The following is a 20,698-nucleotide window of genomic DNA, read 5'->3' on the forward strand; positions in this document are numbered from 1 at the left end:
CTTAGCTGGCGTCTGCTGTTTTCACCACAATTTGTGGTGTGAGATCCTCTGCAGCCGGCATCCACGTTGTGGGATCGGCGTCGTACTGCTCGCCTGAGCGAATGTCCTTGATCTGGTGCGTACCGTCCTCGGAAGTGAACCAGACAAAGGGAATGCCTCGACGGTCAGCAAACTTAATCTGCTTACCGAACTTGTCTGCCTTGGCAGCCACCTCGGTGCTGATACCTCGTGAACGCAAAGCCGCCGCAACGTCTTGTGCTGAACGCCAGCTATCCTCATCACTCAACGCCACCAAAACAACAGTGGGCACTGCGCGGCTGGGAGAAGCAAACTCTTGGCTCAAAATCCTAGAAACCAGACGAGTCACACCAATGGACAATCCAACCCCCGGGAACTTCCGGTTGCCTTTGGTCGCTAGCGCGTCATACCGGCCGCCGGAGCAAATTGAGCCTAGCTGTTCGTGCCCAACCAGGACCGTTTCAACCACCGTTCCGGTGTAATAGTCCAGCCCACGCGCAATGCTGAGATCCGCGATGACCTTGCCCGGTGCTCGGTCAACCGCCGCTGCCACCACTGCTTCAAGTTCGCTCAGGCCCTCTTCGAGGAGATCGTCAGTGACGCCCAGGGCACGAACTTTCTCCACAAAGGAAGTGTCGGTGGTTTGGATACTTGCCAATGAAAGAGCCGCATTGGCCTGCTCATCTGTGGCACCCAACTCAGACTTGAGCAGTTCAGCAACTTTCTCAGCACCGATCTTCTCAAGCTTGTCAATGCTGCGAAGCACCCCAGCTGTGTCAGTCAATCCGATACCCCGGTAGAAACCCTCGGAGAGTTTGCGGTTGTTGATGCGCAAACGGAAATCGGGGATCGGCAGTGCCGAGAGCGCTTCGGCGATGACCAACGCAATCTCCACGTCGTAGCGGAACGGCAGTTCGCCGTCACCCACCACATCAATGTCTGCCTGAGTAAACTCGCGGGCGCGGCCCTCTTGGGGACGCTCGCCGCGCCACACTTTCTGGATTTGGTAGCGGCGGAACGGGAAGGCCAAATAGCCCGCGTTCTCAACCACGTAACGAGCAAACGGAACCGTGAGGTCAAAGTGCAAAGCCAAAGCATTCGGATCGGATTTGGCGCCCGCGGCTTCCTCATCCTGCAAACGGCTCAGACCGTAGACCTCTTTATCGATCTCGCCCTTGCGCAGCAACTGCCCCACTGTTTCGACGGCACGGGTCTCAATGGAGGAGAAGCCGTGAAGCTCAAAAATTCTCCGCAAAGTGTCCAAAACATGCAACTCCACGAGCCGTTCCTCAGGAAGCCATTCGGGGAAACCGGACAGTGAGGCGTTGCGTGCCATGGTGGGAGTACTCCTTAGGAAATGTGCTTAACAAAGTGCAAGCAACACGGGTCCGCGTGTTGGCCTAACGGCGGGCACACAGCGGACCGTGCATAAACTATGTGCGGCAGTCAGTTTATGCGTTACGCCGGTGAAACTCTAATGTGCCCTGCGGCAACGCCAATGGTTCAGGAGGGCCCATGGCCGGCACCGGCAAGCAATTACGCGAGCAGAAGCGTCGAATCGCGCAGATGGAAGCCAAGCGTGCCCTCCGTACAGACCAACTGGCCAGGCGCAAGCGGGATAACTTTCTGATCGGTATTGTGGCTGCAGTAGCCGTGGTTTTGGCGGTTGTTCTTCAGCTAACAGCATTTGCCTCCAACCCCACGGAGGCAGAATTTGCCGCGGCCGAGGCCGGCCTGGGTGGCGCCTCGGCTAGCCCCTCGGCCAGCGCGTCCCCAACGAATGGGGCCAACATTCCCAAGCCTGAAACCGCCGCAGGCAAAAAATTTACCGGACAGTTGAGCCTTAACGGCAAAGCAGTGGGTGTTGAACTTGACGGCACCACAGCACCACAGGCCACGGCAGTTTTTGCTTCATTAACCCAACAGAACTTCTTTAAGGGCCTCAGCTGCCACCGGCTCACCACGGGCTCGGCAAGTATTTTGCAGTGTGGTTCAAAGGACGGCAAAGGCAGTGCTGACACCAGCTACGAGTGGGGACCGGTAGAAAACACCCCGGCAGACGGGAAGTACCCAGCTGGCAGCATCGCCGTAGCCCGAGGCGCCACCACCGCCAGCAATGGGACGCAGTTCTTTATTGTCTACAAGGACACCGTGTTGGATCAAAGCACTGGCGGCTACACCATTATGGGCAAGGTGACCTCTGGCCTTGATGTGGTGACACAGATTGCTGCTAAGGGCATCAAAGGCGGGGGCACAGCCACAGACGGCGCCCCTGCTGCGGCCGTCACGATAGACTCGTTCTCTCTGAAGTAAATCTGGGCGCAGCAAGCCAACTACGCACCGGCAACTCGGGCATTATCCTCCAAGCGAAAGACTTTTAGCGGTGACCAACAGTCAGCAATCCGACGAAACACGTGAAGCAGCCAGCACTGAAGAGCAGGTGACTTCTTCCCAAACCGATGCACCCGAGAGCGCAGCGACAGCAACGCCTGCTGCACCAGCTCCTTCTGCGCCTGCTGGCCCTCGGCCCAGCCCTGCCGCCTTTGCAGCACGCCCCAAGCCCGCCGCAGTGGTGCCAGCACCAGCTGCCGCAGCACCCACTGTCAACCTCGTAGAGGCAGCAAAGTGGGGTCGAGTTGAAGGGGACGGTCACGTCTTTCTAACGGTCGACGGCGTTGAGCAGCCAGTGGGTCAGTACCCGGATGTTAGTGCCGACGAGGCCCTGGCATATTTTGCGCGGAAGTACGAAGACGTTGCAGCTCAGATTCTCTTGCTGGAACAGCGTGTGGAATCTAAGGCACCCACCACAGATATGAATAAAACCGTGGGTCACTTGCGTGAAGTCCTCGCCGAGCGACACCTGGTGGGAGACGTCTTGGGTGCTGAGGCCCGCTTGGACGCCTTGTCCACCAAGATTGCTGAACTTGAAGCTGCTGAAAAAGCAGCTCATGAAGCAGCCCGGGCCCAAGAGATTAGCTCCCGTGAGGCGATCGTCGCTGAGGCAGAAGAAATCTCTTCGCAAGACCCGGCTTCTATCCAGTGGAAGACCTCAAGCGCCCGGATGAACGAACTCTTCGAGAGCTGGAAGACGGCACAGAAGTCCGGTTTGCGATTGGGCCGTGCCACTGAGGACGCTTTGTGGAAGCGATTCCGCCATGCACGCACCGTCTTCGACAAGCACCGCCGCGCATACTTCTCTCAGCTGGACAGCACCAACGCGGCCGCCAAAAACGCTAAAGAGCAACTGATTACTCAGGCCGAAGAGCTGGCTAGCTCAACTGACTGGGGTTACGCCGCAGGTGAGTACCGTCGATTGATGGACCAGTGGAAGGCCGCTCCGCGTGCCAGCCGCAAGGAAGATGACGCTCTCTGGGCTCGTTTCCGTGCCGCCCAGGACGTTTTCTTCAAGGCTCGCCAGGCAGCCAATGACGAAATCGATCAAAGCTACGCCGCCAACCTTGTGGTGAAGGAAGAGCTTCTTGTGGAAGCTCAGTCCATCCTCCCGGTGAAGGATCTGGCTGCAGCTAAGAAGGCTTTGCAGTCCATTCGTGACCGCTGGGAAGCTGCCGGAAAGGTTCCGCGCGCAGACATGGGCCGGGTGGAGGCTGGGCTGCGCAAGATCGAAGATGGAGTACGTCAGGCGGAGGACGAGAACTGGCGCCGTACCGATCCTGAAACTAAGGCACGTACCAACAGCATGCTGGACCAGCTTGAGGCTACGATCGCTGGACTGAAGGAAGATCTGGCAGCGGCCGAGAAGTCTTCAGACCAGCGCAAGATCAAGTCGGCTAAGGAAGCTCTTGAAGCACGCGAAGCTTGGCTCGAGACCATTCGTAAGTCAGCTGATGAACTGGCCTAACAGCTTTTTGCAAGCCCCCACGGCGGCTCTGAGCCGCTGAAGATCAAACATTCGCAGGGATCCTGCCCCGTTTTCCACATACGGGGCAGGGTCCCTGTACTCGTTGGCGGGCACACGCCAAGATGTAGTAATGAATTCCGCCTCCGCCACCAGCGCAGCTGACCCGCCTCCCCCAGCATTCGTTCCAAACCCGGACGCAGTGCTGATGCCGGGGACACCGTTCACTTCTGCGGAACTTCAGTCCATGGCTAACGACGGCGTCCTGCAGGCGCTTTACGGGATGAGTTACGTTTCTGCCGCTCTGCCTAAGGCTGCTCGCCTACGTGCCCGTTCGGCCAGCCTGCAAGTGCCAGAACGCGTGCGCCAAAAGGTAGTAGCCGGCCGAATGACAGCTGCGTGGATTCACGGGTGTGCTGATGTTCCAGAGCGGCTAACACTCCTTGTAGACGCCAACCGGAGGCTCTCTAGTCTGCGTCCACACATTCGCTGCAACCTCCACGAAGTTCATCTGGGGCAAATGGATGTTCAGAGCTTGGGCGGGCTGATGGTCACAAGCCCACTGCGAACAGCAGTTGATCTGGCCATGCACGTCCGGGCAGAGGACAGTCTCCCTGCCCTGCGATTGTTCTTGGACAACCCAGAATTTGGACTAAGCCAACGATTGCTGGTGAGCGCTGTCTCTGCCACACCGCGTGTGCCCAACAAACTCAAGGCCCTCCAAGCACTCTGGTACCTCGAAAATGAAACCGAGCCCTTCACCGCGAAGAAACTGCACCATTGCCAGTCGGTTTAACGCCGCCGATTTCCAGTGGTGCGGTAGACATCAAACACACCGTCGATCCGGCGCACTGCGCTAAGCACGTGGCTGAGGTACTTAGGATCTCCCATTTCAAAGGCGAACTTGGAAATCGCAACACGCTCGGTGGAAGTATGGACACTAGCCGCCAGGATATTCACATGGTTCTCGGAGAGAACGCGTGTCACATCGGAAAGAAGGCTCTTACGGTCCAAGGCTTCAACTTGAATCTCCACCAGGAACACACTCGATTGGGTGGGTGCCCACTCAACTTCCACAATGCGGTCCGGCTGCTCACGCAAACCTGAGACGTTAGTGCAATCAGTGCGGTGCACAGAGACACCCGAGCCACGCGTCACAAAACCCAAGATGGGATCCGGCGGAACGGGGGTGCAACAACGTGCCAGTTTGACCCACACATCGTCCACACCGCGGACCACCACGCCGGAGTCTGAGACGCGCGCCCTGGCTTTGTGGACCGGGACTGTCATCTCCACGAGGTCATCGTCTGGGCTCTCGTGACCACCAAGATTGTCCAGGATCTTTTCAACCACAGACTGGGCTGAAGTGTGCCCGTCGCCCACGCCTGCGTAGAGGCCGGAAATGTCTACGTACTTGTAGTCTTCGGCTACTGCCATCAGCGCGTCGTGTGTCATGAGCTTTTGAAGCGGCAGGTTTTGTTTGCGCAAAGCGCGGGTCAGGAGATCCTTGCCCTTTTCAATGGCTTCTTCACGGCGTTCTTTGCTGAACCACTGACGGATCTTGTTACGTGCCCGTGCACTCTTAACAAAGTTCTGCCAGTCCTGGCTGGGCCCGGCGCCTTCTGCCTTGGAGGTGAAGATCTCTACCCAGTCGCCTTGGTTGAGTTCACTGTTGAGCGGCACCAATTTGCCGTTGACGCGCGCACCAATGGTGCGGTGACCAACATCGGTGTGCACGGCATAGGCAAAGTCCACGGGCGTTGAACCAGCCGGCAAAGCCATCACTTCACCCTTGGGGGTGAAAACAAATACTTCTTGAGTTTTGATCTCAAAACGCAGCGAATCGAGGAACTCGCCGGGATCCGAGGTTTCTTCTTGCCAGTCAACTAGGGACCGCAACCAGCCCATGTCGCCGTCGCGCGGACTACCAGGGCCTTGGGCCGTTCGGTTGGGCTGGTCTTTGTACTTCCAGTGGGCCGCCACACCGTACTCGGCGCGGCGGTGCATCTCGTGAGTTCGGATCTGGATCTCAACGGGTTTACCACCCGGCCCAATCACCGTGGTGTGAAGTGACTGGTACATATTGAACTTGGGCATGGCGATGTAGTCTTTGAACCGCTCAGGCAAGGGATTCCAACGCGAGTGCATGGTGCCCAAGGCCGCGTAACAGTCTCGAACGGTATCCACCAAGACTCGGATACCCATCAAATCATTGATGTCATCAAATTCTTTGTTCCGCACAATCATCTTTTGGTAAATCGAATAGTAGTGCTTGGGGCGGCCGCTGATGGTGGCCTTGATTTTGGACTGTCGCAGATCCTCCGTGATCTGGTTGCGGATAACCGCAATGCTCTTTTCGCGTTCCGGCGTCCGGTCCCCCACCATGCGCACAATTTCCTCGTACACACGCGGGTACAGAGCTGCGAAGGACAAGTCTTCGAGTTCCCACTTGATGGTGTTCATACCCAAGCGGTGTGCCAGAGGTGCAAAAATCTCAAGAGTTTCGCGGGCTTTCTTCGCTGAAGACTCAGCCGAAACAAAACGCCATGTGCGGGCGTTGTGGAGGCGGTCGGCAAGCTTGATCATCAGCACACGAATGTCTTTGGCCATGGCCACAACCATTTTGCGCACAGTCTCGGACTGGGCAGCATCACCAAAGGTGACCTTGTCTAACTTGGTGACCCCGTCCACGAGCATGGCAACTTCAGGACCAAAGTCCTTCGTCAGCTGCTCAAGGGAGTAGTCCGTGTCCTCCACCGTGTCATGCAATAGGGCTGCTGCCAGAGTAGTGCCGGTCATACCCAGTTCAGCGAGGATTGTTGCCACCGCCACCGGGTGAGTGATGTACGGGTCCCCACTCTTGCGCTTTTGGCCTTGATGTTGGCGCTCAGCCACCAAGAACGCGCGCTGGAGTTGTTCTAGGTCCTCTTTGGGGTTGTTGGCCCGCACAATACGCAGGAGTGGTTCCAGAATGGGCGAATAGCCCACCGCTCCCCTGCCCGTAAGTCTTGCCAAGCGAGAGCGGGTACGTTCGCGGCGGCCCGGGAAAGTTGGGCGCATACCGGATCTATCCACGGCTACACCTATGCTTGTGGGCGCAGCGGCAGCGGCGTTTGCTGCGGCATTCGCCGTAGCCTCGCCCGCACTGGAACTAGCACTCTGCCCAGGCGTACGGGACGTGCCCGCACCGCTGTCCTGAGCTGCCGCCGTCGTACTATCTTTCACAGTTGAGCCCTCCGCGCCTGACTTAATTTACCCAGTCTATTCCGCAACAGGGACTAGTGCAGAATGAAGACACCAAAGGGGCCGGTGACTGAGACTTTACCCAGTCACCGGCCCCTTCTGCGCCTGTTCTAAAACGTGTCCAACTACACCGTTGCAGCTTCTGATTCGCGGCGAGCCTCAACCTTGTTCGCCTGCTTGACGAGTTCCGGTTCACCCTCGCGCAGCCACGCGTAGAGCGGGGCGGCGATGAAGATGGTGGCCAAGGTACCGATGAAGATGCCCACAAACAGGGCCAAGGACAGGTCGCGCAGGGTTCCAGCACCCAAGAGCCCGGCACCGATGAACAAAATCGCACCCACCGGAAGGATTGCCACCATCATGGTGTTGATGGAGCGCACCAGGGTTTGGTTGACGGCCAAGTTCACTTCTTCGCCAAAACTACGGCGCATGGATGTGGAAATGTGTGCGGTGTTCTCGCGAATCTTGTCGAAGACCACCACTGTGTCATAGAGCGAGTAGCTGAGAACCGTCAGAAATCCGATGATTGCCGAGGGAGTCACCTCAAAATCACTCAAGGCGTACACACCGGCTGTGATGAACATCGTTACCAGCATGCCCGCCAGAGCGGAGACGGACATCTTCCACGTACGGAAGTACAAAGCCATCAGCACGGCGGCGAGCACCACAAAGACCACCAAACCAAGGAGTGCCTGTTGGGTGACGTCCTGACCCCAGGTGGGGCCAACAAAGCTTGAAGTGACTTCGTTTTGGGTCACACCGTAGGCCTTGGCCAAAGAAGCTTTCAGATCCACTGTCTGTTCAGCAGTGAGCTTGTCCGTCTGAATGCGCATGGTGTTGCCAGCAACATTGGCAACACGCGGTACGGAACCGGACACCACATCATGAACCGCTTTTTCGCCCAAGAGAGAGTCGGTGGTTTTGACCTGGGAAACCGTGAATTCGGATCCACCGCGGAACTCGATGCCAAGGTTAAAACCACCCTTGAGGATCGGGACCAAGATGGAGATGAGAACCAGCACCGCTGCGATCGCGAACCAGATCTTTTTGGAATTCACAAAGTTGTAAGAGCGCTTTCCGGTGTAGAGCTCGTTACCGAAGGTTGAAAAGAAGCTAGACATTACTCGCCATCCTTCGCAGTGTTCTTAGCGGAACCGGAAAGCTGGTTCTGCCGTTCGGCCAAGCGTCGCTCGGCAATGGTCATGCGTCGCTCAGCCTCAGCTGCAGCTCCAGCGTTCTTGGGGCGTACGACGGCGGGACGATCGCCCGGTTCGCGTAGCCGGCCAGCGCCACGGTACAGCGGCACAGCGCCCAAACGTTCCGGGTCAAGTCCCGAGAAGCGGTGGCCCTCGCCGAAGAACTTGGTGCGAGCCAAGAGCTGCAGTGTGGGGTGCGTGAACATAAAGACCACCAAGAGGTCAGCCAGTGCTGTCAGACCCAAAGTGAAGGCGAAGCCTCGGACGCTACCTACAGCCACAAAGTAGAGGACCACGGCTGCCAGAAGGTTCACTGCTTTGGACGCTAGAACCGTACGCTTGGCACGCTTCCAACCATTTTCAACGGCGGACACTAGTCCGCGGCCCTCGCGTAGCTCATCACGAATACGCTCGAAGTAGACAATAAACGAGTCAGCTGTCTGCCCGATCGCCACGATGATACCGGCCACACCAGCCAATGACAGACGGTAGTTTTCCGTCCAGCCCAGAATCGCGATAGCGAGGTAGGTGAGGACACCAGCCACCACAAGGGAGGCAATAGTGACAAGACCAAGAGCACGGTACTGGAAGAGAGAGTAAACAACCACCAGCAGCAAACCGATCAAACCGGCCAAGAGACCCATCTTAAGTTGCTCGCCACCAAGGGTTGCCGATATCTGCTGATCAGACTGGATCTCGAAACTGATCGGCAAAGCACCGAACTTCAGCTGATCCGAAAGTGCCTTAGCGGAAGCCTCTGTGAAGTTACCGGTGATCTGCGGCTTGCCGTCGGTGATAACAGCCAAAGAACGCGGGGCAGAGATGACCTTGTCATCGAGAACAATCGCGAACTGAGAACGCGGATCTGTTCCTTGCTCGCCACCAGCAGCAATGTAGAACTGGTTCAAGCGCTGAGTAACTTCTTTGAACTTAGCGGTACCTTCAGCGTTGAACTGAATGTTGACGGCCCAGTCATTAGTCACTGCACCTTGGCGTCCCTGCTGGAGTTGGAACGATGAACCGGAAATATCCTGGCCCTTCACTTCAACCGGTCCAAGGATGTACTTGATCGCAGGTGTGGTAGCCGTTGCTACTTCACAGGTGACTAGTGGTTTGGCCGGATCTGACCGGGCAGCCTTTTGGGCTCCGGTCAGGGTGGAGCAATCCAATGCCTCGAACTGCTTATAAACGTCTGCTGTCACCCAGTTCTGATCGCTGCCATTGGTGGGCTTGGCAGTTGGCTGGGGCAGCTTATCTGCGGCCGTGCGTGAAGCAGCAGGCACAGCTGCCCCGTCGCCGCTCTGAATGACGGGACGGAAGTTCATGTCGGCAGAAGCCTGAATCAAGGCACGAGTCTCGGCGCTGGGAGTGCCGGGAAGGCTCACTACAACATTGCGGCCAGACTGCGTGCTAATTTCAGCCTCGGAAACACCTGAACCGTCAACGCGTTGGCGGATGATTTCCACCGCTTGGTTCAGTTGTTCCTCGTTGACTGATCCGCCGCCCTCTACCCGCGGTGCCAGGATCATCTGGGTTCCGCCTTCAAGGTCCAAAGCGAGCTTGGGCTGCCACGTAGCATTGTTAGTAACCACACCGCCGGTCAACACCGCCGCGAGGGCCAACAAGATAACGCCCAGCCACAGCAGCGTGCGCCGCGCGGGGTTCTTCGGGCCTTTTCGTGCCATCATCGATCTTTCTTTTGGGTGCCGTCAGAGCGGCAGGATACTCAGAGAATCTTGGACCCATGGAAATTCGACGGCGCGTTCTCGCACCGCCGAATTCCGATCCAGATTGCTGGGTTGACTACTTGTCCTTGTTGCCTTCCTCGTTGAGACGGTTGATGGTTTCCTCAGGCGTTTCATTGGCAACCGGCGCATCTGCAACGGGGCCCTTGTTCAGGGTTGCATCGTTAGCAGTGGTGTTTTCCTCGGCGACAACCTCATCGGCGGTCAGCGAGGAAGCGTCGTTGGGAACAGCGGCGGTTTCCGGCTCAACAATCTTGGTAACGGCCTGACGGTGAACGGTGGCTAGGTTACCGGGGGAAAGTTCCAGCACTACCTTGTTGTTCTCTTCGTCCATGGACACGATGGTGCCGTAGAGACCAAAGCTAGTCATAACGTCCACACCCGGGGCGAACTGGGACTGAAGAGTCTGTTGAGCCTGCTGCGCCTTCTTATTGCGGCGGAACATCATAAAGATGAACACGGCGAAGATGACAAAAAGCAAGATGGTGGTGATATCCACAGGGAAAATTCCGTTCTTAGATGCAATTCGGTGGTGATACTACCCGTAGATTCCAATGGATCGCAGGTCAAACGGCCGGACAACGAGGCGAAAACGTGCCGAGCGTCATATCAGTCTAAGCGGAAACCCCGTACACAAGGAGTTCCAACAACCCCTAGCCGCGTCGAAATGTCTGGCTATCACCGTAAGCAATGGGTGTCTGCGGCTCGATTGAGCCCTCGGCAGAATCCTCGAACACTTCGCCAAAGAGCTCTGCTTGACGTGCCGCCGAACCAGCCTGGCCAAAACTCCCTTCGGGGGCAGTGAGACCTAGGTGTTCCCACGCGGCCGCCATAGCTATACGACCCCGAGGGGTTCTACCGAGGAGTCCTTCGCGCACCAAAAATGGTTCGGCCACGGTTTCTACAGTTTCGGGTTCTTCACCAATGGCGATGGCGAGCGTGGACAGGCCCACTGGACCGCCACCAAATTTGTGAACCAGAGCTTCTAGGACTGCACGGTCCAGACGGTCCAACCCCTTGTGGTCCACTTCGTACATATCCAACGCGGCAGAGGCCGTGCGGGCATCGATCTGCTCGATTCCGTGAACCAACGCCCAGTCACGGACACGGCGCAAGAGCCGGTTCGCGATACGCGGTGTACCACGTGAGCGGCCCGCAATCTGGGAAAAGCCAGCGGAGTTCACCTTCAGGTCCAGCAAACCAGCTGAACGGCGCAAGACCAGTTCCAGTTCTTCCACCGCATAGAACTCCAAGTGCCCGGTAAACCCGAAACGGTCGCGGAGAGGGCCAGGCAGCAAACCGGCGCGCGTAGTTGCACCCACCAGAGTGAAGGGCGGCAGTTCTAGTGGGATGGCCGTTGCGCCTGCGCCTTTGCCCACCACAATGTCCACCCGGAAATCTTCCATGGCCATGTACAGCATTTCCTCGGCCGGACGGGACATCCGGTGGATTTCATCGAGAAACAGCACTTCGCCATCGGAGAGCGAAGACAGAATGGCTGCTAAGTCGCCCGCGTGTTGAATCGCCGGACCACTACTGATGCGCAGTGGGGCATTCATTTCGGCAGCAATGATCATAGCCAGAGTGGTTTTACCTAAGCCTGGCGGGCCGGAAAGCAAGACGTGATCAGCGCTGCGCCCACGCATACGGGAGGCTTGCAGGACCAAGTCCAGTTGTTTGCGGACACGGTGCTGGCCCACAAAGTCATCAAGGTTTTTGGGCCGAAGAGCTGCCTCAATGAGCCGCTCCTCCGGTTCCTCTCCCCCGTTCATCAGGGACGGTTCACTCACGAGTGCCTACCCCTGCCTTGCCGCAGGTGCGCGGCTTGAGGTTCGGGCGCCATCTTGACCCAACCAACGCAAGGTGGCTCGCAAAATTTCGGCAACATTGCCGCCCTCTGCGATCTCGGGGGAATCCGCCATCGCCTTGTCCACACTGGCGCCAGCATCCTTTTCCGACCAGCCAAGCGATGCCATGGCGGCCACAACTTTGGGTTTCCACAGCGCTTCGCCCACAACGGCAGGCGTTGCTGGGGCGCTGGCCGGTGTGCCGTGAGGGACAAGCTTTCCAGCCAGTTCCAGCACAATCCTGCCGGCGACTTTGGGCCCGATGCCAGGAACTTTGGTAAATGCTTTGCCGTCACCAGAATGGGCAGCCACCCGAATGGTCTCTGGATCGTGAACGGCGAGCACTGCCAACGCCAAGCGCGGCCCCACACCGCTAACGGTGAGGAGAATATCGAAAACTTCGCGTTCGTCGTCGTCCTTAAACCCGAACAGCGTCAGTGAATCCTCGCGGACAATCATCGACGTGAACAGCTTGGCTTCCTCGCCCACCCGCAAGGTCCCAAGGGTTTGCGGGGTGGCGTTCACTGACATACCCGCACCGTTGAGATCGATGACCGCAGTGGACAAACCAAGGTGCGCCACGGGGCCGCGTAGAAAACTGATCACAGAGTTTCTCCTGAACTGCTATCCGAACATATCTACGAATAGCGTAGCGTGCGGCCCTGACAGAAAGAGCCATTCAGTGTTTGCGGCGTGCCTTAGCTTCGGCCTCAGCCCAAGCCCGCTGGGCTGGTGTGAGCGAGTCACTGCCGGGTCCCGTCGTCGAAATCGCTGCGCCGCTTCCAGCCCGCCAAGCGTGCGTAATCGCCAAGGCTAAGGCGTCAGCAGCGTCAGCTGGACGCGGCGAATTTTCCAGCCGCAGGATCTTGGTGACCAGTTTGGTGACGGCTTCTTTATTGGAAGTACCGCTACCGGTCACAGCAGCTTTAACTTCCGACGGCGTATGGAGAGCCACCGGGATACCACGACGCGCCGCCGCCGCAATCACCACGCCTGACGCCTGGGCCACACCCATCACAGTGCTCACGTTGAGTTGGGAGAACACTCGCTCCACGGCAAGGACATCGGGCTGGTAGCGGTCTAACCACTCATCAATGGCGTTGGCAATCACGAGCAATCGCTGATCCAACGTCTGGTCAGGCGTGGAGCCAACAACTCCCACGTCCACCATGGTTGCGCGGCGGTTACGTTCGACATCCACCACGCCCAAACCGCAACGAGTAAGGCCCGGGTCAACTCCCAAAACGCGCAGGGTCAACTCCGGGCCTCCTCAAATTGTTTGCGATTAGTGCACTGTGTTAAGTCCTACTCCGCTTCGAGGGCGGCCTGAACTTCTTCGCTCAAATCGGCGTTGGTGTAGACGTTCTGAACGTCATCCAACTCCTCGAGAGCATCAACGAGCTTCATAAACTTCTTGGCACCCTCAACGTCCAAAGGAACTTCCATGGACGGAACAAACTCGGCTTCATCGGTGTCATACTCGATGCCAGCTTCTTTGAGTGCGTCACGGATAGCCTGCAGGTCCTGCGGCTCGGAGAGGATTTCCCAGGTGTCGCCGTCGTCTTTAACTTCCTCGGCACCTGCGTCCAAAACAGCCATCAGAACGTCGTCTTCACTCAGACCGTTCTTCTGCAGCGCTACAACACCCTTGCGGCTGAAGAGGTAGCTGACCGAGCCGGGATCTGCGATGGTTCCGCCGTTGCGGGAAATGGCCAAGCGAACCTCAGAGGCTGCACGGTTCTTGTTATCGGTAAGGCACTCAATCAACAGTGCAGAACCCTGCGGGCCGCGGCATTCGTACATAATCTCGGTGTAGTCAACAACCTCACCGGTGAGGCCAGCGCCGCGCTTGATGGCGCGGTCAATATTGTCAGCGGGCACCGAAGTCTTTTTTGCCTTGGTCACGGCAAGTTCCAAACCAGGGTTACCGGAGAGGTCCGGGCCGCCCATACGTGCAGCAACTTCAATGTTCTTGATCAGCTTGGCAAAGGACTTCGCGCGGCGGCTATCGAGGATGGCCTTCTTGTGCTTAGTGGTTGCCCATTTGGAGTGGCCTGACATGCTTTACGCTTCTCCTCTGATCATGCGAATAAAAAGTTCGTGGACGCGCAACTCCCCCGTCACTTCCGGGTGGAAGGAGGTAGCCAGCAATTGGCCGGAGCGCACTGCCACAATTCTAGCCTTTCCATGCAAAGTCTCGGTGTGTGCGGCGTTTCGCGGTTCAACTTGGGCCAAGATTTCTACCCCGTCGCCCACACGTTCCACCCAAGGCCCACGGATAAATACTGCATGGACTTTCTCTACCTCGGGGTTGCCGTTACGGCCAGCGCTGAATTCAAGACCAGCGAAGTCTAGGTCCGTTTCAAAGGACTCGCGTTGGCGGCCAAAGGCGTTGCGCCGGACCGTAATATCCAGTCCACCAAAGCTGCCTTGTGGGACACCTTTAAGGTCAGTGGTGGGATCAGCGATCTCATCTGCCAACAAAATCATGCCCGCGCACGAGCCGTAGACCGGTAGCCCCTCACGGATCCGTTCCTTGATGGGCTCAGCCAGATCAAAGATCCTAGCGAGTTTGTCAATGGTGGTGGATTCCCCGCCCGGGATGATCAGCCCGTCAACGCTGGCCAGTTCGCTGGGCCGGCGGACACCAATGGCTCTGGCGCCGGAACGCTCTACGGCCTGGATGTGTTCACGAACATCGCCTTGGAGGGCAAGAACTCCAACAAGTGGATCAGCAGTGTGTGCAACTTTCACCTGAACATTCTAGGCGTGTGGTGCGCCCCGGAGCTGCGGAGCACTGAACCCAGTAGCATTGACAAGGATTCAAAAGACGAGCGAAGAGGTAGGCACTATGTGCGGAATCGCCGGTTACCACGGTTTTGGTGAAGATGAAGCGATGTTGCGGGTTATGAATGACTGCATCGAGCACCGCGGCCCCGACGGCGAGGGCTACTTCACCGAAGGCAACGTGGGTTTGGCCCACCGCAGGCTCTCGATTATCGACGTCGCGCACGGCCAAGAGCCGATGATTAGCGCCGATGGCGACACCGTTTTGGTGTACAACGGCGAGGTGTACAACTACCAAGAGTTGCGCGCCGAGCTCGAGGCTTTGGGCCGGTCCTTCCGTACACAATCGGACACTGAAGTGGTGCTGCAGTCCTATGAGCAGTGGGGCACTGAAGCGTTTGACCGCTTTAACGGTATGTTCGCTTTCGCCATCCTGGACAAGAAAAAGAACGTCACCGTTCTGGCACGCGACCACTTTGGTATCAAACCTCTGTACTGGGCTAACGCCGGAACCGATGCAGCGCCCAAGATCATTTTTGCCTCAGAAATCAAGCCGATTCTTCAGACCGGCAAGGTGGCCCGCAAAGCCAACGAGCGCATTTTGTACCGCTACTTGCAGTACCGCATCCACGATGACTCTTCAGAGACCTTCTTTGACGGCGTCTCCAAGTTGCAGCCCGGCGAGATGATGCACATCAACAATGAGACTGGCACCTTCCAGATCAGCTCATTTACCCGCCTGCGTGAAGAACTCGAAGAGCTCTCCACGGTCAACCGCGAATACACACCGGCTGTGACCGAGGAGTACCGTCAGCGTTTCACCGAGGCCATTCGCCTGCGCCTGAAATCTGAAGTTCCTGTGGGCTCGGCCCTCTCCGGTGGTTTGGACTCTTCGGCGGTGGTGGTCGCCATCAACAAGCTGATGCAGGAGAACGCCGAGTCAACCTCTTCGATTGGTGCAAAGCAGAATACCTTCAGTGCTGTTTTCCCCAATTCGATCAACGACGAAGAGCACTACGCTGACGCAGCTATTGCCAAGTGCAGCGGCAACATCCAAGCCCACAAGATCCTTCCCAAGGCAGAGAATTTTGCTGCTGACTTGGATGACTTTGTGCGGACCATGGAAGAGCCCATCATTTCCTCCGGCCCGTACGCGCAGTACTGCGTGATGAAGGAAGCCTCCAAGCACGTCACTGTGTTGTTGGATGGCCAGGGTGCCGACGAGATGATGGCCGGCTACATTCCGTATTACTTCGCTTACTTGCGCCAGCTCAAGGCCAAGGGTGACTACAAAACCTTCCTGAAAGAAGCCACGTCCTCGCTGGACATCTTCTACCGCTTGGGCCGTTTCCGCCTACAGTCCAAGCTCACCGCCAAAAAGACTGTGGCCATGAGCTCGCTGCTGAACAAGTCCTTCACTGGCCAGTACAAGGGCGAGTCTTTCAGCAACATTGCTGACAACATGAAGCTGCGCCTGATTGACGATTTGTTCCACAAGTCCTTGCCGTCGCTGCTGCGCTACGAGGACAAAAACACCATGCGCTTCTCCCTGGAGGGCCGTGTGCCGTTCTTGGACAAGGAAGTGGTGAAGTTCCTGTTCAGCCTTTCCGATGAAGCGATCATCAAGGGTGGTTGGAACAAGCGAATTCTCCGGGACGCAACGCGTGGTTTGTTGCCTGAGAAGATCAGCAACCGCCGCAACAAGATCGGTTTCACCACCCCCGAGGCGGAGTGGTTCAAGCTGATGAAGGAGCGGATTTACCAGGTCTTTATGTCTAATTCCTTCGCTGAGCGTCCGTATTGGAACCGCGAAGCAGTTCTGACGGCTTTTGAGGAATACCTCAATGACAAAAACGACGCCGACACCATGATTTTCTGGCGTCTGCTTAACGTTGAGTTGTGGTTCCGTGAGTTCATTGATCAGAACGAAACCCCGGCTGACGTTAAGGAAAACAAGAGCGACTACGAACCGAACCCGGGCAAGAACCTGGACATCACGGTTCCGGCTGAGGCTGGTGGGGCAACCTTCCGCCGCTACCCGCTTCAGACTGGTGTTTTCAAGCGTGAAACGGATCTGGATCCCGAGGTTTTGGGTTACGTTCAGCGCTTCTTCAGCGGCCTGGCGGAGGCAGACGAGGCGACTCGAACCGCCGTCGCACAGCAGCCTTGGTACCTACTCGTGAGCGAAAAGATCGTAGCTATAACTCAGGGCCGTTCCTTCCCGGTCTGGGAGATCAATGTTTCCCCCGCAGCCCGTGTACTCAGCAAGTTTGTGAAGCGCACCCCGGCAGGGATCGGTTTGGGCAGCCCGTGGTCCATGCAGATCGCCATCAACGAGGTGGGTTTGCCGCTGATTGTCAAAGCTGCTGCTGCCAGTGTTGTGGGCAAGTTCCAGGGCAAGAGCGGCGTATTCTACAACGTGGTGGGTAACAACATCAACGCCATCGACGGCGCCACCCCCTACTCCTTGGGATCTTCGGCTAACTCGGTGAAGTTGGCTCCCAAGGATCCGGAGCTGGTGGCTCAGCGCTTGAGCAAGCTGATTCGCGCGAGCGTCCCGGCCGAGTTCGCTGCAACCTTCGCTGGCACTGCAATCATGGATGCCAACGATCTCGGTGTAGTTGCCATGGGTCATGACACTGACTTGCCCAAGGAAACCATCCAGGCGATCTTCAAGGACAACCCGCAGGGTCAGGGCGCGCAGGCCACCCCGATGTCTTTGGTCTTCAAACAGAGCTAATTACGCCGAACTAGCTCGCGTTTGTGGCTCTACCCAGCTTAGGGTGGAGCCACAAACGCGAGCTTTTTTGTTTACTGTCTTGTTTCTTTAGGTCCTGGTTTCTAGAGGCTCTAGGCACGAGCACCTTGGGTATGAAAGTCTTATTTCATGACTAATCCTCTCCTGAGCCCCAGCACGCTGCCGTACCAGCTTCCCCCGTTTAACGAAATCACCACCGCACATTACGCCGAGGCAGTGGAAGCCGGGCTTGCTGAACATCTCAACGAGATTAACGCGATCACTAGCAATCCTGACGCCGCGAATTTTGAGAATACTGCGCTGGCTATGGAGCGTTCCGGAACCCTGTTGCAACGTGCCGCAGCAGGGTTTTTTACTCTAGTTTCGGCGGACGCTACGGATCAGATTCGCGAGCTCGAAACCAAGCTTTCCCCCCTGTTCTCCCAGCACCAGGACGCAGTGTTTATGAATCGAGATCTCTATGACCGGTTCGCAGCAATTCCTACCCAGAACATTGATCCTGAGTCAGCACGGCTCGTGGAGGATTACCTCAAGGAGTTCCGTCAGTCCGGCATCCAGCTCGAGACCGGTGCTCAGGGCCGTTTACGCGAGTTAAATACCGAGCTTTCGCACCTTGGCACCGACTTCGGCCAGCGGGCCAAGGAAGCCATGAAAAAGGCTTCGTTAATGCTCGACGACGTTGCAGACTTGGACGGTCTGCCCGCCGACGATGTAAACACCGCAGCCGAGGCAGCAAGCGCCGCAGGGCACCCAGGCAAATACCTCCTCACGCTGATCTTGCCCAGCAACCAGCCAGCCATGGCCAGCCTGAACAACCGTGAGGTCCGTCAGCGTCTCTACCAAGCTTCGATCGGGCGTGGGATTGATGACTCGGACTTGGACGTAAGGGCCACTGTTCTGGAACTCGTCAAGCTCCGCGCCGAAAAGGCAGCACTTCTTGGGTTCGCAAATTACGCGGAACTGGCCCTCGAGGACCAAACTGCTCCTGGCATCAACCAGGTTCAGGAAATGCTCCAGCGCTTAGCGCCGGCGGCTGTCCGCAACGCCAACGGCGAGGCAGAGGCTCTCGCCGAAATCGCTGGCCATCCGCTCGAGGCCTGGGACTGGGCGTACTATTCGGCCAAGGTCCGGAGCAGCCGTTACAACGTGGATGAGCAGGCGTTGCGGCCCTACTTTGAGCTGGAGACCGTCCTGCGCGATGGTGTGTTCTACGCTGCCGAAAAGCTTTACGGTGTCACCTTCACCGAGCGCCCGGACCTCAAGGGCTACCACCCCGACGTTCGTGTGTGGGAAGTCTTTAACGCTGACGGTAGCGGTCTCGGCCTGTTTTTGGGTGACTACTACACCCGTGAGTCCAAGCGCGGCGGTGCGTGGATGAATTCATTGGTGGATCAGTCTGAATTGCTCGGCGGAAAACCAGTGGTGATCAACAACCTGAACATCTCCAAGCCGGCCGCCGGTGAGCCAACTTTGCTCACTTTGGACGAGGTGCGGACGGCGTTCCACGAGTTCGGTCACGCCTTGCACGGACTGTTTTCCAACGTCACCTACCCGCGGTTTTCCGGGACCAGCGTGCCACGTGACTTTGTGGAGTACCCCTCGCAGGTGAACGAAATGTGGATCCTGTGGCCGGAGGTTTTGGCCAACTATGCCAAGCACTACCAGAGCGGTGAGGCTTTGCCGGCTGCAGACGTTCAAAATCTGGTTGATTCCCAGGTATGGGGCGAAGGCTTTGGCACCACCGAATACTTAGGTGCTGCACTGTTGGACTTGGCCTGGCACACCGTCACGGCCGCTGACGTTCCGGGCGATGCCCTTGCTTTTGAGGAATCTTCGCTCGCCGCTGCCGGGTTGGCCCACGATCTCATTGCCCCGCGTTACCGCACGGGCTATTTCCAGCACATCTTCGCCGGCTCCGGCTACTCTGCCGGCTACTACTCCTACATTTGGAGCGAAGTCCTGGACGCTGACACCGTGGAATGGTTCAAGGAAAACGGCGGCCTCACGAGGGCCAACGGCGATCACTTCCGCAAAGAACTACTCTCCCGCGGAAACAGCCGCGAACCGTTAGACAGCTTCCGCGCCTTCCGCGGCCGCGACGCAGCCCTACAGCCGCTGCTAACCCGCCGCGGTTTGGACTAGAAAAATACGACGGCGGCCGGTCACCTCATGAGGTGAGCGGCCGCCGTCGTTATTTAAGGCTTTTTACCAGCCGCGATCAGCTAAACGGGTGAACGCGGTGTTGGTCAACTGGCTGGGGTCCTGCGGAGCCTGCGACGGCGGCACGTTGATGCCCACCATGGCCTCGCCCAAACCGCGGGAAACCTTGGCAATAACGTCAGGGTCGTCGTAGAAGGTGGTGGCCTTCACAACCGATGCTGCACGCTCTGCCGGGTTGCCTGACTTGAAGATACCGGAGCCAACAAATACACCATCGGCGCCGAGCTGCATCATCATGGCTGCGTCAGCGGGGGTAGCAATACCACCAGCGGTGAACAGCACCACGGGAAGCTTACCGGTGGCGGCAATTTCCTTAACCAGTTCATACGGTGCCTGAAGTTCCTTGGCGGCAACGTAAAGCTCGTCTTCCGGCATGGAGGAAAGCTTGGCGATCTCAGCGCGGATCTTGCGCATGTGACCCGTAGCGTTGGAGACGTCACCGGTACCGGCTTCGCCCTTGGAGCGAATCATTGCGGCACCTTCATTGATGCGACGCAGTGCTTCACCAAGGTTAGTGGCGCCACAAACGAAGGGAACAGTGAAGTTCCACTTGTCGATGTGGTTGATGTAGTCGGCCGGGGTGAGAACCTCGGACTCGTCGATGTAGTCAACACCGAGGGACTGAAGGACCTGAGCCTCAACAAAGTGACCGATGCGGGCCTTGGCCATGACCGGGATGGAAACGGCATCAATGATGGCGTCGATCATGTCCGGATCAGACATACGAGACACGCCACCTTGAGCGCGAATGTCAGCTGGCACACGCTCGAGGGCCATAACGGCTACGGCACCGGCGTCTTCGGCGATGCGCGCCTGCTCTACGTTGACAACGTCCATAATGACGCCGCCCTTGAGCATTTCCGCCATGCCGCGCTTAACACGGCTGCTGCCGGTAACTGCGGCAGCGGCGTTGCCGGATTCGCCGGTTACTTCAGGTGTAGACACAAAAACCCCTATGGGTAGAAAAATTGGACTTCGCTGGTGCCGAGCAGCAGCAAAAAGCTGGACGCACCGGATGATCTGACCGA

General features: G+C 57.5%; 16 protein-coding genes. 5 read left to right on the forward strand and 11 right to left on the reverse strand.

Translation table 11 applies throughout. The features are described 5' to 3' along the window. Position 1: 1 nt before the first annotated feature. Positions 2-1,354, reverse strand: coding sequence for a histidine--tRNA ligase (gene hisS / locus ACQR35_RS04205; RefSeq protein WP_430269312.1), 1,353 nt, complete (start codon positions 1,352-1,354; stop codon positions 2-4). 179 nt (positions 1,355-1,533) lie between these two features. On the opposite strand from hisS, the gene ACQR35_RS04210 reads away from it, so the two are divergent. The 3 genes from ACQR35_RS04210 (at position 1,534) to ACQR35_RS04220 (ending at position 4,670) form a co-directional block, all read left to right on the forward strand. Further along, complete coding sequence (locus tag ACQR35_RS04210; RefSeq protein WP_430267237.1) at positions 1,534-2,331, forward strand: peptidylprolyl isomerase; 798 nt, start codon at positions 1,534-1,536, stop codon at positions 2,329-2,331. A gap of 70 nt (positions 2,332-2,401) precedes the next feature. Next, positions 2,402-3,877, forward strand: coding sequence for a DUF349 domain-containing protein (locus tag ACQR35_RS04215; protein WP_430269313.1), 1,476 nt, complete (start codon positions 2,402-2,404; stop codon positions 3,875-3,877). Between the two features lie 130 nt (positions 3,878-4,007). Further along, a complete protein-coding gene (locus ACQR35_RS04220; RefSeq protein ID WP_430269314.1) occupies positions 4,008-4,670 on the forward strand; it encodes a type IV toxin-antitoxin system AbiEi family antitoxin in 663 nt (220 codons plus the stop codon). Here the strand turns inward: ACQR35_RS04220 and ACQR35_RS04225 are convergent. The 9 genes from ACQR35_RS04225 to pdxT form a co-directional block, all read right to left on the reverse strand. Then, positions 4,667-6,934 (reverse strand): RelA/SpoT family protein, encoded by a 2,268-nt coding sequence (locus ACQR35_RS04225; RefSeq protein WP_430269484.1) that lies wholly within the window; start codon positions 6,932-6,934, stop codon positions 4,667-4,669. The genes ACQR35_RS04220 and ACQR35_RS04225 overlap by 4 nt on opposite strands. Before the next feature lie 308 nt (positions 6,935-7,242). Then, positions 7,243-8,238: a protein translocase subunit SecF gene (gene secF, locus ACQR35_RS04230; RefSeq protein WP_430269315.1), complete on the reverse strand. Its 996-nt coding sequence runs from the start codon at positions 8,236-8,238 to the stop codon at positions 7,243-7,245. After that, the gene (gene secD, locus ACQR35_RS04235) at positions 8,238-9,998 is read right to left on the reverse strand and encodes a protein translocase subunit SecD (RefSeq protein ID WP_430269485.1); all 1,761 of its coding nucleotides are present in this window, start codon (positions 9,996-9,998) and stop codon (positions 8,238-8,240) included. The genes secF and secD overlap by 1 nt, the downstream gene beginning before the upstream one ends. A gap of 118 nt (positions 9,999-10,116) precedes the next feature. After that, positions 10,117-10,506, reverse strand: a complete 390-nt coding sequence (locus ACQR35_RS04240) for a preprotein translocase subunit YajC (protein ID WP_430269486.1) — start codon at positions 10,504-10,506, stop codon at positions 10,117-10,119. 205 nt (positions 10,507-10,711) lie between these two features. Beyond that, positions 10,712-11,848: a Holliday junction branch migration DNA helicase RuvB gene (gene ruvB / locus ACQR35_RS04245; protein ID WP_430267241.1), complete on the reverse strand. Its 1,137-nt coding sequence runs from the start codon at positions 11,846-11,848 to the stop codon at positions 10,712-10,714. A gap of 6 nt (positions 11,849-11,854) precedes the next feature. Continuing rightward, on the reverse strand, positions 11,855-12,511 hold the full coding sequence (ruvA, locus tag ACQR35_RS04250; RefSeq protein WP_430267242.1) for a Holliday junction branch migration protein RuvA: 657 nt from the start codon (positions 12,509-12,511) through the stop codon (positions 11,855-11,857). 73 nt (positions 12,512-12,584) lie between these two features. Beyond that, complete coding sequence (ruvC, locus tag ACQR35_RS04255; RefSeq protein ID WP_430267243.1) at positions 12,585-13,163, reverse strand: crossover junction endodeoxyribonuclease RuvC; 579 nt, start codon at positions 13,161-13,163, stop codon at positions 12,585-12,587. A gap of 47 nt (positions 13,164-13,210) precedes the next feature. Then, positions 13,211-13,966 (reverse strand): YebC/PmpR family DNA-binding transcriptional regulator, encoded by a 756-nt coding sequence (locus ACQR35_RS04260; RefSeq protein ID WP_430267244.1) that lies wholly within the window; start codon positions 13,964-13,966, stop codon positions 13,211-13,213. 3 nt (positions 13,967-13,969) lie between these two features. Next, positions 13,970-14,659 carry a pyridoxal 5'-phosphate synthase glutaminase subunit PdxT gene (gene pdxT, locus ACQR35_RS04265; RefSeq protein WP_430269316.1) on the reverse strand — a complete coding sequence of 230 codons (690 nt, stop codon included), beginning with the start codon at positions 14,657-14,659 and terminating at the stop codon, positions 13,970-13,972. A 97-nt stretch (positions 14,660-14,756) separates the two neighbouring features. On the opposite strand from pdxT, the gene asnB reads away from it, so the two are divergent. Then, positions 14,757-17,432 carry an asparagine synthase (glutamine-hydrolyzing) gene (asnB, locus tag ACQR35_RS04270; protein ID WP_430269317.1) on the forward strand — a complete coding sequence of 892 codons (2,676 nt, stop codon included), beginning with the start codon at positions 14,757-14,759 and terminating at the stop codon, positions 17,430-17,432. Between the two features lie 147 nt (positions 17,433-17,579). After that, complete coding sequence (locus ACQR35_RS04275) at positions 17,580-19,592, forward strand: M3 family metallopeptidase (protein ID WP_430269318.1); 2,013 nt, start codon at positions 17,580-17,582, stop codon at positions 19,590-19,592. 63 nt (positions 19,593-19,655) lie between these two features. Here the strand turns inward: ACQR35_RS04275 and pdxS are convergent, their stop codons facing one another. Continuing rightward, positions 19,656-20,615: a pyridoxal 5'-phosphate synthase lyase subunit PdxS gene (gene pdxS / locus ACQR35_RS04280; protein ID WP_430269319.1), complete on the reverse strand. Its 960-nt coding sequence runs from the start codon at positions 20,613-20,615 to the stop codon at positions 19,656-19,658. Between the last annotated feature and the right edge of the window lie 83 nt (positions 20,616-20,698).

This window comes from Pseudarthrobacter sp. J1738, from assembly GCF_050490315.1.
Classification (GTDB): Bacteria; Actinomycetota; Actinomycetes; order Actinomycetales; family Micrococcaceae; genus JBNPEO01.